General features: G+C 60.8%; 9 protein-coding genes and 1 pseudogene. 4 read left to right on the top strand and 6 right to left on the bottom strand.

Annotated elements, in window-relative coordinates:
• Positions 1–12: 12 nt before the first annotated feature.
• Both fabI and CKW30_RS01155 read left to right on the top strand, forming a co-directional pair.
• A complete protein-coding gene (fabI, locus tag CKW30_RS01160) occupies positions 13–807 on the top strand; it encodes an enoyl-ACP reductase FabI (RefSeq protein WP_003202751.1) in 795 nt (264 codons plus the stop codon).
• A 151-nt stretch (positions 808–958) separates the two neighbouring features.
• Positions 959–4,081 carry a hypothetical protein gene (locus tag CKW30_RS01155; RefSeq protein WP_095179572.1) on the top strand — a complete coding sequence of 1,041 codons (3,123 nt, stop codon included), beginning with the start codon at positions 959–961 and terminating at the stop codon, positions 4,079–4,081.
• 267 nt (positions 4,082–4,348) lie between these two features.
• Here CKW30_RS01155 and CKW30_RS01150 read toward each other — a convergent pair whose 3' ends face one another.
• From CKW30_RS01150 to CKW30_RS01135, 4 genes are read right to left on the bottom strand one after another with little or no spacing between them, the layout of a single operon-like run.
• Positions 4,349–5,311, bottom strand: a complete 963-nt coding sequence (locus CKW30_RS01150; RefSeq protein WP_095179571.1) for a sensor domain-containing diguanylate cyclase — start codon at positions 5,309–5,311, stop codon at positions 4,349–4,351.
• A gap of 54 nt (positions 5,312–5,365) precedes the next feature.
• Positions 5,366–5,944 (bottom strand): hypothetical protein, encoded by a 579-nt coding sequence (locus CKW30_RS01145; protein ID WP_095179570.1) that lies wholly within the window; start codon positions 5,942–5,944, stop codon positions 5,366–5,368.
• A gap of 1 nt (position 5,945) precedes the next feature.
• Complete coding sequence (locus tag CKW30_RS01140) at positions 5,946–8,108, bottom strand: xanthine dehydrogenase family protein molybdopterin-binding subunit (RefSeq protein WP_095179569.1); 2,163 nt, start codon at positions 8,106–8,108, stop codon at positions 5,946–5,948.
• A gap of 22 nt (positions 8,109–8,130) precedes the next feature.
• Positions 8,131–8,586 (bottom strand): (2Fe-2S)-binding protein, encoded by a 456-nt coding sequence (locus CKW30_RS01135; RefSeq protein WP_041478642.1) that lies wholly within the window; start codon positions 8,584–8,586, stop codon positions 8,131–8,133.
• 248 nt (positions 8,587–8,834) lie between these two features.
• Between CKW30_RS01135 and CKW30_RS01130 the strand changes: the two genes are divergently transcribed.
• Positions 8,835–9,665 (top strand): alpha/beta fold hydrolase, encoded by an 831-nt coding sequence (locus CKW30_RS01130; protein ID WP_095179568.1) that lies wholly within the window; start codon positions 8,835–8,837, stop codon positions 9,663–9,665.
• 1,055 nt (positions 9,666–10,720) lie between these two features.
• Here the strand turns inward: CKW30_RS01130 and CKW30_RS01125 are convergent.
• A pseudogene (locus tag CKW30_RS01125) lies at positions 10,721–10,921 on the bottom strand (GFA family protein); the annotation flags it as partial.
• A 162-nt stretch (positions 10,922–11,083) separates the two neighbouring features.
• Here CKW30_RS01125 and CKW30_RS01120 point away from each other — a divergent pair.
• Positions 11,084–11,917: an AraC family transcriptional regulator gene (locus CKW30_RS01120; protein WP_095179567.1), complete on the top strand. Its 834-nt coding sequence runs from the start codon at positions 11,084–11,086 to the stop codon at positions 11,915–11,917.
• 143 nt (positions 11,918–12,060) lie between these two features.
• Here CKW30_RS01120 and CKW30_RS01115 read toward each other — a convergent pair whose 3' ends face one another.
• The gene (locus tag CKW30_RS01115; RefSeq protein ID WP_095179566.1) at positions 12,061–12,648 is read right to left on the bottom strand and encodes a LysE family translocator; all 588 of its coding nucleotides are present in this window, start codon (positions 12,646–12,648) and stop codon (positions 12,061–12,063) included.
• Positions 12,649–12,802 lie beyond the last annotated feature (154 nt).

Raw genomic sequence — 12,802 nt, 5'->3', positions numbered from 1 at the left:
GAGGAGCAACACATGGGTTTTCTCGCCGGTAAGCGCGTACTGATCGTCGGTGTCGCCAGCAAGCTGTCCATCGCATCCGGCATCGCTGCCGCCATGCATCGCGAGGGCGCTGAGCTTGCCTTCACTTATCAGAACGACAAACTCAAGGGTCGCGTCGAAGAGTTCGCACAAGGCTGGGGTTCGAGCCCTGAGCTGTGCTTCCCGTGCGACGTGGCCAGCGATGAAGAAATCGCCAAGGTCTTCGAAGAGCTGAGCAAGAAGTGGGACGGCCTGGACTGCATCGTGCACTCCGTCGGCTTCGCCCCGGGCGACCAACTGGACGGCGACTTCACCGAAGCCACCACCCGTGAAGGTTTCCGCATTGCTCACGACATCAGCGCCTACAGCTTCGTGGCCCTGGCCAAGGCCGGTCGCGAAATGATGAAAGGCCGCAACGGCAGCCTGCTGACCCTGTCGTACCTGGGCGCCGAGCGCACCATGCCGAACTACAACGTGATGGGCATGGCCAAGGCCTCGCTGGAAGCCGGCGTCCGTTACCTGGCCGGTTCCCTCGGTCCGGACGGCACCCGCGTCAACTGCGTATCGGCTGGCCCGATCCGCACCCTGGCCGCTTCCGGTATCAAGAACTTCCGCAAGATGCTGGCCGCCAACGAAGCGCAGACTCCGCTGCGCCGCAACGTCACCATCGAAGAGGTCGGCAACGCCGGCGCCTTCCTGTGCTCCGACCTGGCGTCGGGCATCAGCGGTGAAATCATGTACGTCGACGGCGGCTTCAACACCACCGCGATGGGCAACATCGAAGAGTGATCTTCCTGTAGCCAATAGAAAAACCCGCCGGATCCGGCGGGTTTTTTTATGCCTGCAGAAAAGCTCGTCCAACTACATATGTACCGCCAACCACCCTGCCCTGCCTTTGATACTCGGCGCTCGATGCTTATCAGCCGCCAGGGAGGCGCAGATGGACGACACACCGGTACACGAACAGACGCTGATTCACAATCTCATCGCAGAATTGACCGCCGTACCGGTGGTCAGCGCCGCCACACCGGCGCGCACGCTGGAGGTTCCCCGTGCATGCCGGCTGCGCGAATGGATGGAGCTTTACTGGAGCGCCCTCGAACGCCCTGAATTTCTCGATTGGGCCAGTGGCTTTAACATCGATCTGGACACCCTGCAGATCAAGGGCGATACCCTGCAAGCGCAGACACCCTCGAACGGCTCCAACGGCGTTCGCACGTTCACGCTGGAAGATGATTCAGGCTGGTGGCAGATGGCGCCGATGCTGCTGTCGATTTCCCAGCGTATCGATCCTGCGGGGCTGGGCCTGCCCTACATCGGCGGTAAATCCGCCAACCCGCTGTATCGGTTTCCACGGCAAGTGGTGCTGGCGTTCTACGGTTACCCGGAGCCGCAAAACCAGATTCAGGCCCGAGTCATCCTCGCCGAGCTGAAGAAAACCGGGCTGGCGGCCATCGATGAAAACGGCCAGAGCACGTCGGCGCTAGTGAAGGAACGCAACGCGCAACTGGAAGACTTTCGGGCGATCGCCGATCGAATCGATGAAGTGTTGCTGGCGAGCGACCCTTTCGAGCAGCGAGGCTTTCTCGACACGCCGGTAACCCTCACTTCGGCCTCTGTTTCTGCACCCGCCAGAGGGCCGCGCCTCAAACTGGGCGAGCTTCTGGGCCGCTATGAGTTTGCGTTGCCGCAAGATGCTCGCGAAGCCAGGGCACTTGCGCAACGCCTGCGCCAGCAAAGCTGGCCGGCGCTGCCCTACGTCAGCGATTACGTGCAAAGCAACGACCCCATCCGCAGTTATCGTGAAGAATTTGGCGCTCTGGAAGATAACCGGCACATCGTGCGACGCCTTGAAGCGCTGAGCTGGAACAAAGCGCCCAAGGCCAAGATCGATTACGAGGAAATCAGCGAGCCCCATCCGGATTCTGCGCTGGCGGGACGGATGAAGTATGGCCAGCGTCAATTGCAGACACTCAGCGCCGATGAGGATTTTCAAGCCATCCTGCAGCAGCACGGACTGCCCGCCGACAGTCAATTGCTCGTCACTGAATCCGGTCATGTCGGTACTGCCAGCGTAAAAGGCTGGGTCACCCTGACGGCGCAGGTGGAAAAACAGGCTGATCTGAAACTCTTTCGCGACCAGCTCAAGGCCAAGGCAAGCAAAGCCGGCGGCGCCTTGCGTTCAAGCGGTAAAGTCACCCTTGGGCAAATGTTGCGCTTCTACAATCTGCTTTTGCCGAACACTGTCGAGCAAGCCCTCGCGCTGGTGAAATGGTTCAGGATCAATCTGCACACCCGTCCCGGACATATGAATCACTGGTATCTGCTGGGCCAGCCCTGGACACAGACCGAGCGGTTCACGGCGCAACAGCGTCAGAGCATCATCGACACCACACAGGCGTTTTTACCCGTAGACTCGCCGCCGTTGATCGACTACCTCAGTGAGGGTGTCGATACCGATCTGCCGCTCAAAACGCTCCAGGCAAAAGCCGACTACCTGATCAGTCGTATTCTGATCACACCGCTCGCGCAAACGCTGGGCAATCTGCTGGTGAAGAATCTGGGCGCTCCGGCGCAGGAGAAACGCCTGCTGGCCACCAACCGCGATCGCCTGTTGCTCGCTGCATTGATTCTCAGCCTGGAGCCGAACGCGGGTGAGGATTTGAACCGTATTGTCGTGCAACGTCTGGAGGGGCGTGATTTCTGGGGCGACAGCTATGACGAGGTACGCCGCTTCATTGATCGGCAGCCCGCTCTTGCATCGGTAAAAAACAAAACGCTGGCGACCCATCTGTTGTTGTCCGGTATAGCGCCGGAGTTTCTGACCCGGCATATTCCGCCATCACTCTGTTACATGAGTTGTTCGCGTTGGGTCAGGCTGAAGCAGGTCGTGCTGTATATCGAAAGCCAAATGCCGGGTGTGGCACGCCTGATGAGCTATGAGCAACTGAACCAACTGACCAAAGGCCCGGCCCCCACGCACTTCTACAAATTTCTGCGCGAGGATTCCTGTGCCTCACTGGTCGTTGACTGGGCGGTTGCCAGAGGGCTGATCCAGCGCAATGCCGAATTTCCGGTGACTGTTTATGACGCCACGACGCTGAAGCAGGCCGATGTCCTGTTCCGCAACCACAATCGCCTGTTGAACGATCTTTATCGGCGGGCGTTCCTTTCGACACCGCCCACTCCCGTCACGGTTGCCCTGGCCGATCTGCGCAAGGTGTTCAGCGATTCCCCCTACCTCACGGAGAAGGCGCTGTTTGTTGCAGACGCCAACCCGCAGACCTCTGCAGCGCATTACTCGCTGAGCGAATTGCATGTCGCCGGCAAGCTGACAGGGAAGCTGGCGGGATGGCAATCGAGCAATGCACAGTTGCAACTGGCCCCCATGCTTGCCTCGTTGCCCAGACTGCACAATGTGGCGACCTACTTCCATGCGGCACTGAGCGCACGCCTGAGGCAAATGAAGGACGCACATATCGCATTTCTCAAGGAAGCGTTCTGTCGCTTGCCGTTCGCGCAGCGAATCGACATCGAAGACCACGAGCTGGAACTGCTCGCCCTGCGGCCAGTATCGGCAGCCACGGACAAGCTGGCTGACGCCAGCACTGCGCCATTCGGCATCTTGGCGCTGCTGAGTGGGAGTCCAGCCAGAGTCTTCGAGATTTTCACTGGCAGGAATGAAGTGGTGCTGCGTCGCGATATCGACCTTGCATTACTCAAACCATCGGGGGCAAATGATGCGGCGAAATCGCTGCCCGTCGACGCCGAAGCCTACAGGCACGGCTCCCAGCCTCGCTTGAATGCCACTTGTAACGCGTTCATTACTCGCCTCGATATTCAGGGCGCCCCCCTGGCGCAACAGGAGCGCGCCGCCGTGCCCGATACCTTCGCCTCCAACACAGTCAACGCCATCGCCAGCACTGCCGTCAGGCATCTGTTCGATGCTTTCAAAGCGCAAGCCTTGCAAGACGCATTGCGCGTGCCCGAACTCGAGGATGCCGCTGCGAGTCACGAGAAATGGCTGGCGTTTTACCAGAAGCTGAGCCCGCCCAAGCGCTGAGCACTGGCGAATCCGGCGATAGATCGGCTGACACGTTCGCGAGCAGGCTCGCTCCCACATAGATGGTGCTGAACTGAAAAATCCTCCGCGCCATCGAGACCTGTGGGAGCGAGCCTGCTCGCAAAGACATTCCATCAGCCAGCATCAAATTGCCTGACCCACCGCCATCGCGGGCAAGCCCGCTCCCACAGGAATTCAAGGTGAACTCACACCTCATTAACGTCACTGGACTCTGTGGGAGCTGGCTTGCCAGCGATGGGGCCGTTACTAACAGCCTTTCAGAGCTTGCTTGTGCGCATACATCGCGCCATCCGCATCGGCGAGCAAGCGATCAACGGTTTCGTGGCGTTTGGGGTCGTATTCGATCTGGCCGACGCTGAAACGAATCGCATAACCGCGGTGCAGCGTGGCGTTGCGCTCTTCGAGGATTTCCTTGAGCCGCGCCATGATCCGCGTGGTTTCAACGTGGCTCGAGCCGGTCAGCAACGCGACGAACTCATCACCGCCCAAGCGCCCCACCACATCGCTCTCGCGAAAGGCAATGCGCAACACATCGGCGAAGGTCTTCAGCGCACTGTCGCCTTCGGCATGCCCGTACAGATCGTTGATCTGCTTGAAGTCGTTGAGATCGAAAAACAACAGCGTCGCCGGTCGGTTCAAACGTGCGCAGGCATCCAGCGCATGCTGGGCCAGTTGCTTGAAACCACGGCGATTGGACAGCAGCGTCAGTTCATCCATGCTTGCCATCTGCACCGCCGTCAGCTCTTGCTCGGCCATCTCCGCGAGGTCGCGCAACAAGGCACGCTCTTCGTCGTCGAGATGGCGGGGTTTGGTATCGATCAGGCACAGGGTGCCCATTTTGTTACCGTCCGGCACCGTCAATGGATAACCGGCGTAAAAGCGAATATTCGGTGCGCCGGTGACCAACGGGTTGTCATGAAAGCGCAAATCTTCCAGCGCATCGGGCACCAGCATCAACTCGTTTTGCAAAATCGCATGGCCGCAGAACGAGACATCGCGGGACGTCTCGCTGACATCCAGACCCACACAGGACTTGAACCACTGGCGATCCTTGTCGACCAGCGTGACCAGGGCGATCGGCACGTTGAACAGGCGCTTGGCCAGGCGTGTCAGACGATCAAAGCGCTCCTCCGGCGCCGAGTCGAGGTTGAGGCCGTGCAAGGCGTCGATTCGTGCAGCTTCATTGGCAGGTTTTCCGGGCACCAGCATGCGCACACTCCGTAGACAGTCATGCGTTCAGCGTAGCGCTTAATCGTCGGGGCATCACATTTGCGCCACCGGACAAGGCCCGCCGGCATCGGCCCAGAGCTTGAACTGCGCGACGAAAATATCGTGCGGCACCGACACCGGTGCGCGCCCTGCCCCGGGATTCCAGCCCCAGAGCACCAGTTTGTCTTCGCTGACGTGTTTTAACAGTGCGGCAAAATCCCGATCGCCGTTGCTCGCGCGGTCCTTGATCATCGCGCAGAGCTTGTCCGAGGGCAGGCCGATCCAGGCCATTTTGTGTGCCGCTGGCGGCAGGCTCCAGTGCGGCGCACCCGGCGGCGCATGGGGGCCATAACTGGCCGGCGGATTGCTTTCAGCGTGACAGGTGGCGCAGGGCAAACCGGCGGCGCCCTTGCCATCCATGCCGCGCACTACATTCATCGCGTGAGGGATGCCAGCGTCGAACTGCAACGGCGAATCGCCGGGGATGTGGCAGTTCTGGCAGCGCGGGCTCTGAAAGACTTTCTGCACCGTGGCGAAGGCTTTCAACGCCTGCTGATCCTCGGCAAACAGGTCCGAGGCATAGCCACCGAGGCCCAGCAACACGACGGTGCCCAACACAAGATGTCGTTTCATCTCACACCCCCGACAATTGCAGTGGCAGTTCGCGCAGGCGTTGCCCGGTCAAGGCGAACACTGCGTTGGCCACCGCCGGCGCGGTCGGTGGCACGCCGGGCTCGCCGATGCCGCCGGGTTTTTCACTGCTGGGGACGATGTGCACTTCCACCACCGGCATTTCGTTGAGCCGCAGCACCTGATAATCGTGATAGTTGGACTGCACGACGCCGCCGTCCTTGACGGTGAGCTTGCTGTGCAACGCCATGCCGAGACCGAAGGTGATGCACGATTCCATCTGCGCGGCGATGCTCTGCGGATTCACCGCAATGCCGCAGTCCACCGCGCAGACCACCCGATGCACGCGGATCGCCAGATTGTCTTGCGACACCTCGGCCACTTGCGCCACGTAGCTGCCGAACGACTCGTGCACCGCCACGCCGAGGGCATGGCCGTCCGGCAACGGTGCGCCCCAATTGGCCTTCTCCACCGCCAGATTGAGCACGCCGAGGTGGCGCGGGTGCGCCTTGAGCAGCGTTCGTCGGTACTCCACCGGATCCTTGCCCGCCGCCGTCGCCAGTTCATCGATCAGCGATTCCATGACAAAACCCGTGTGGGTATGGCCCACCGAACGCAGCCACAACACATTGATGCCGGTCTGCGGCGAATGCAGGTCGACCTGATGATGAGGCAGATCCTTGATGTACGGACTGTCGGCCACGCCCTCGACCGAGGTGGCATCGATGCCGTTCTTGACCATCGCTGCCTCGAGCATCGTCCCGGCCATGATCGACTGGCCGACCAGCACATGCTGCCAGCTCATCGGCAAACCATCAGCACCCAGTCCGACCTGCGCCTTGTGCAGGTACATCGAGCGGTAGTAGCCGCCGCGAATGTCATCTTCGCGCGCCCACACGGTTTTCACCGGCAGGTCCGCCGCTTTCGCCACTTGCACCGCTTCGGCGACGAAGTCCGAAGTCGGATTGGCGCGGCGACCGAAGCCACCGCCGAGAAATTCCGTGTGAATTTCGACCTGCTCGGGCTTGAGCCCGGTGATCTTGCTGGCAACCATTTGGTCCAGCGTCTGAAATTGCGTACCGGTCCAGATCTCGCATTTGCCGGCGCTGATTTTCACCGTGCAATTGAGCGGTTCCATCGGCGCGTGGGCCAGGTAAGGCACGCTGTATTCGACCTCGATTTTCTTCGCGGCTTTGCCGAAATTGGCCTTGGCATCTCCAGCCTGCGTGGCCGAGGTGCCCGGCGTCGCTGCCAGTTTGCGGAAACTCTCCAGCAGCTTTTCACTGCTCATGTCGGCCAACGGCCCCAGGTCCCAATCGACCTTCAGCGCATCACGGCCCAGCTTCGCCGCCCAGAAATGCTCGGCCACCACCGCCACGCCGCTGGGCACCTGCACAACTTTGTGTACGCCTGGAATGGCCAGCGCTGCGGCGCCTTCGAAGGATTTCACAGTGGCGCCAAACACCGGCGCGCGGGCGACCATCGCGGTCATCAGGCCTTCAAACTGCACGTCCATGCCGAACTTTGCGCGGCCGGTGATCTTCTCCGGGGTATCGAGGCGCTTGGTCGGTTTGCCGATGACTTTCCAGTCCTTGGCTTCCTTGAAAGTGATGGTTTTCGGGTCCGGCACCGGCAGTTGCCCGGCGGCATCGGCCAGTTCGCCGTAGGTCGCGCGTTTGTCCCCGGCGATGACCACGCCGGACTCAGTGCGAATTGTCGACGGGGCGACGTCGAAGCGTTTCGCCGCCGCTTCCACGAGCACCTGCCGCGCCGTCGCCCCGGCGAGTCGATAGCGGTCAAACTCCATCCAGGTCGAAGTCGAACCTCCGGTGATCTGCATGCCGCCAAATGCCGGCAAGCCGTAATCCGCCGCCGAGGCTGGCGAGTGCTCGACGCGGATTTTCGACCAGTCGGCGTCCAGTTCTTCGGCGATCAGCATGGTCAGGCCGGTCCAGATGCCCTGGCCCATTTCCGAATGACCGAGCAGCACGGTGACGCTGTTGTCCGCCGCGATGCGCAGGAACGCGTTGGGCGCGAAGGTCTTGTTCTGATTTTCTGCCGCCCGGGCAAAGCGGTTGGCCCCGGGCACCACAAACCCCACCATCAGGCCGCCGCTTAACAGTGCGCTGCCCTTGAGAAACCCGCGACGCGATACAGGACTGTTCATCGTTCCTCTCCCAGAGAATGACTCAGCCGATTTCGGCGGCGCGTTTGACCGCTGCACGAATGCGCGGATAGGTGCCGCAGCGGCAGATATTGCCGGAGAGCGCCTGATCGATATCGCTGTCGGTGGGCTTGGGAATTTTCGCCAGCAATGCGGCGGCGGACATGATCTGCCCGGACTGGCAATAACCGCACTGCACCACGTCCAGCTCGGCCCAGGCCTGCTGCACCGGGTGCGAGCCATCGGTGGACAAGCCCTCGATGGTGAGGATTTTCTGCCCATGGGCGACGGCAGTCGCCGGGGTAATGCAGGAGCGTAATGGCGCGCCGTCGACGTGCACGGTGCAGGCGCCGCACTGGGCCATGCCGCAACCGAACTTGGTCCCGGTCAGGTGCGCGATATCGCGCAGAACCCAGAGCAGCGGCATGTCGGCGGGTACATCGAGCTCTTGGTCCTTGCCATTGATATTCAAGGTCAGCATCAGCGGATTTCCTCAGGCTCACGGTGGTGCAAAGGGGCGTCGCTGTGGTCGCAAAAACCTACGGACGCCCGCGCTTATCCCTTTCAGCAAAGCCTAATTTGCGCAGCAAGCCAGACGTTGTGACCAGCGGTCATGCAGACCCCGGCTTTGCTCCTACAGTTGATAACGGCTCGCACTGAGTCGTCGTATCTCTGCGCAACCGGCCCGCGAACCTCGCGGTTGTCCATCACAGGTCAGGAGTAACGAATATGGGCTTTGTCACCACTCGAGACGGCGTCGACATCTTCTACAAGGACTGGGGGCCGCGCGACGCGCCGGTGATCCACTTCCACCACGGCTGGCCGCTCAGCTCGGATGACTGGGACGCGCAGATGCTGTTTTTCCTGGCACAGGGCTTTCGGGTGATTGCTCATGATCGACGCGGACATGGCCGCTCAAGCCAGGTCTGGGACGGCCACGACATGGATCACTACGCCGACGATGTGCTGGCAGTGGTCAATCATCTGGGTACGCGCGACGTTGTCCACGTCGGCCATTCCACCGGCGGCGGCGAAGTGATCCATTACATCGCCCGACATGGTCAGGACAAGGTCAGCAAAGCGGTGTTGATCAGCGCCGTACCACCGTTGATGGTGCAGACCGAAAGCAACCCGGGCGGCTTGCCGAAATCGGTGTTCGATGGCTTTCAAGCGCAGTTGGCGGCAAATCGTGCGCAGTTTTATCGCGATGTGCCGAGCGGACCTTTCTACGGCTACAACCGCCCGGGCGCCGAGCCGGCGGAAGGGATCATCGCCAACTGGTGGCGCCAGGGCATGATCGGCGGGGCCAAGGCGCATTACGACGGCATCGTCGCCTTCTCGCAGACCGACTTCGCCGAAGACCTGAAAAAAGTCACCGTGCCGGTGCTGGTGATGCACGGCGAGGATGACCAGATCGTGCCTTACGCCAACTCCGCACCGTTATCGGCGAAACTGCTGCCCAACGGCACACTGAAGTCGTACCCGGGATTTCCGCATGGCATGCCGACGACGCAAGCGGAAACCATCAATGCGGATTTGTTGGCGTTTATTCGCGGGTAACCGCCTCAATCAGGCTTACTGCAATTGGCAAACACTGATCCCCTGTGGGAGCGGGCTTGCCCGCGAGGCGTCTCTCCAGTCCAATTATCTGCGAATGACACTCCGCTTTCGCGAGCAGGCTCGCTCCCACAGTTGGAATTGGGTATATCCGCCAGAGACTGGTCGGCTACAAGGCCGCCATCGCTGGCAAGCCAGCTCCCACAGTTGGAATTGGGTATATCCGCCAGAGACTGGTCGGCTATAAGGCCGCCATCGCTGGCAAGCCAGCTCCCACAGTTGGAATTGGGTATATCCGCCAGAGACTGGTCGGCTATAAGGCCGCCATCGCTGGCAAGCCAGCTCCCACAGTTGGAATTGGGTATATCCGCCAGAGACTGGTCGGCTATAAGGCCGCCATCGCTGGCAAGCCAGCTCCCACAGTTGGGATTGGGTATATCCGTCAGAGACTGGTCGGCTGGAAGGCCGCCATCGCTGGCAAGCCAGCTCCCACAGGGATCAGGGTAGATCTGCTGTTCATTCGTATCTTTGAGATAGCTATCGCGAGCAGGCTCACTCCTACAAGAGCAAGAGCAAGAGCAAGAGCAAGAGCAAGAGCAAGAGCAAGAGCAAAAGATCGCAGCCTTCGGCAGCTCCTACAGTCTCCGCGTTCGCCTTAGGTCGAGTGTCAGCTCGCCTGCTTTTGATCTTGATCCACCGGCGACGTCGGAAGGCTGAGCGGAGGGATTGATCCGGGCGTGGGAGCGCAGCGACCGTCTGGCGCAGCCAGACTCAGCGGAAGGAGGTGCAGCGAAGCAAACCGGAGCCGCTGCGCCCGGATCAGTCCCGGAGCGAAGGAACCCGAGCCTGCGAGGGCCGAACGCAGGAGCAAGCCTTTTTGGTTACTTTTTCGGCGTTTGGAAAAAGTGACCCGCCGTAAGGGCGGAACCATAAGCAGCCGTTACCGCAGCAACGGATATGTACCCACTCAAAAACACCCCCACCGCCTGACAACAAGCCTTCGCGAGCAGACTCGCCCCCACAGAAATCGCAAGCGTGCTGAAGGCTGAATCAATCCCCTACCCCTCTGCCCGCCCTTCGCCTTCACGATCACCACGGTAATGCCTGGCCAGCGGAAAATCCGGCAGCCACGATTCACGCCGCACAATCCAGCTCTCATAGGTCGGCTTCAACTGATCCGGCGCATCCAGCGCGCCGAGGCTCACCTCGACCTCATCAACACTGCGGTTGAACACCGACGAGCCACAGCGCGGGCAGAAATCCCATCGCGCCCGTGGTGTCACGCCCCCCAGAGCCTATAACAGTCGGCGCTGCAATGCAGGCGATGTTTCAGATGAAAGAACTTGATGTCGCCGCACTGCAACGGGCATTCGACGGCCAGAGCTAATACACTCAGGCGCTGACCTGCCGGGACAATCACGATGAAACACGCCGCTGCGAAAAACCCCGAGAAAGCCCCGCGCTTCTGGCGCGACGACGCCCTGCCCTTCATCGAAGCGCGGGCCATCGCGGATGGGCGTGAAGTCTGTTATGCGCGGCATTCCCATGCGCACTTTTCCATCGGCGCAATCACCGCCGGGCGCAGCACCTATGTGCATGAGCAGGCGCAGTATGAAGTGGCAGCAGGCACCGTGGTGCTGATGAATCCCGGCGATGTACACGCCTGCAATCCGATCGATGATCAGCCTTGGTCGTACGTGATGTTGTATGTCGAAACGCCGTGGCTGGCGGATTTGCAACATCAGTTGGGGTTTGCCGGGGAGCTGGAATTTCGGCGGTTTAGCGACACGCATCTGGCTGATGCCGAGCTGTTCGGCAAGTTGATGGGGTTGTATGAGGTTTTGCTCGACGACCAAATGGAGGCGCTGGTGAAACAAAGCGCGGCGGTAGAGTTTTTCAGTGATTTGCAGGTCCGCCTGAATCCGGCGGATGAGCCCGTCGATGAGCCGAATTTCAAGCTGGAACGCGCCGCTGATTTCATCCGGGGACATTGCACCGAAGTGCTCAGCCTCGTGGCGATTTGCGCGGCGGCGCAGCTGTCGCCGTCATACCTGATTCGCGCGTTCAAGCAGCGCTACGGGATGACGCCCCATGCCTTCCTGGTCAACCAGCGCATCCAGTTCGCCCGCGAGCGCTTGCGCAGCGGCCAATTGATTGCCGATGTCGCGCTCCAGGCCGGGTTTGCCGATCAGGCGCATTTTCAGCGAGCGTTCAAACAACATCTGGCGGCAACGCCGGGGCAGTATCGCGGCTGACTTCATACTCAAAGTTGAACACTGCCCCCCTTGTGGGAGCGAGCCTGCTCGCGAATGCGGTGGATCAGTCAGTGAAGTGTTGAATGACACACCGCGTTCGCGAGCAGGCTCGCTCCCACAGGGGGTTGTGGTGGGCCTGTCAATCAAGTGAACAGCAAATAAAGCGCACTCACCGCCAGCAACAACGCCATCAACCGATTGAACCAGCGCATCCCGGCGGCATTGCTCAGATAACCGCGCAAAAACGTCCCGGCATACGCCCAGCAGCCCACCGACAGATAGCAGATCACCAGATACACCGCCGCAAACTGCCAGACCAGCCGCGCCTCGCCGTCGGCGACAAACGCGCCCATGCCGGCCACGCATGCCAGCCAGGCCTTGGGGTTGAGCCATTGCATCACCGCGCCATAGAGCATCGACGGCGCACGGCCGGACTCGCTGGTGTTCAGTTGGCCGTCATCGCTGGCCAGTTTCCAGGCCATGAACAACAGGAACGCCACCCCGGCCCATTGCACCACGCGGGTCATGAATGGCCACAATTGCAGCACCTCATGCAGGCCCAGGCCCATCAGCACCAGCAGCAGCACAAACCCCAGCGTCGCCCCGGCCACGTGCCGTTGGCTGGCGCGGAAACCGTACTGCGCGCCGGCGCTCAAGGCGACGATATTGACCGGCCCGGGGGTGATGGATGCGGCGAGGGCAAACGCCGCCATGGAAAGAATCAGACTCATTGCACACCTGCTTCAATCGAGGAACGAGGTGGCTACGGTAGCGAGCGGGGGATTTGCAGTATTGAAGAAAATGACCCTGAGGCTGCGAATCTGATCCGATCGTTCCCACGCTCTGCGTGGGAATGCAGCCCGGGACGCTCAGCGTCCCATTCAG

The organism is Pseudomonas sp. Irchel 3F6 (assembly GCF_900187595.1).
Classification (GTDB): Bacteria; Pseudomonadota; Gammaproteobacteria; order Pseudomonadales; family Pseudomonadaceae; genus Aquipseudomonas; species Aquipseudomonas siliginis.
Note: the sequence above shows the minus strand (reverse complement) of the source record. Positions and strands in the feature narration are given on the sequence as shown.

Bases quoted from the DNA above. Each gene is read 5' to 3' on its own strand.
- CKW30_RS01145 (WP_095179570.1), bottom strand. From the start codon at position 5,944: ATGAAACGACATCTTGTGTTGGGCACCGTCGTGTTGCTGGGCCTCGGT.
- fabI (WP_003202751.1), top strand. From the start codon at position 13: ATGGGTTTTCTCGCCGGTAAGCGCGTACTGATCGTCGGTGTCGCCAGC.
- CKW30_RS01130 (WP_095179568.1), top strand. From the start codon at position 8,835: ATGGGCTTTGTCACCACTCGAGACGGCGTCGACATCTTCTACAAGGAC.
- CKW30_RS01115 (WP_095179566.1), bottom strand. From the start codon at position 12,648: ATGAGTCTGATTCTTTCCATGGCGGCGTTTGCCCTCGCCGCATCCATC.
- CKW30_RS01120 (WP_095179567.1), top strand. From the start codon at position 11,084: ATGAAACACGCCGCTGCGAAAAACCCCGAGAAAGCCCCGCGCTTCTGG.
- CKW30_RS01155 (WP_095179572.1), top strand. From the start codon at position 959: ATGGACGACACACCGGTACACGAACAGACGCTGATTCACAATCTCATC.
- CKW30_RS01150 (WP_095179571.1), bottom strand. From the start codon at position 5,311: ATGCTGGTGCCCGGAAAACCTGCCAATGAAGCTGCACGAATCGACGCC.
- CKW30_RS01140 (WP_095179569.1), bottom strand. From the start codon at position 8,108: ATGAACAGTCCTGTATCGCGTCGCGGGTTTCTCAAGGGCAGCGCACTG.
- CKW30_RS01135 (WP_041478642.1), bottom strand. From the start codon at position 8,586: ATGCTGACCTTGAATATCAATGGCAAGGACCAAGAGCTCGATGTACCC.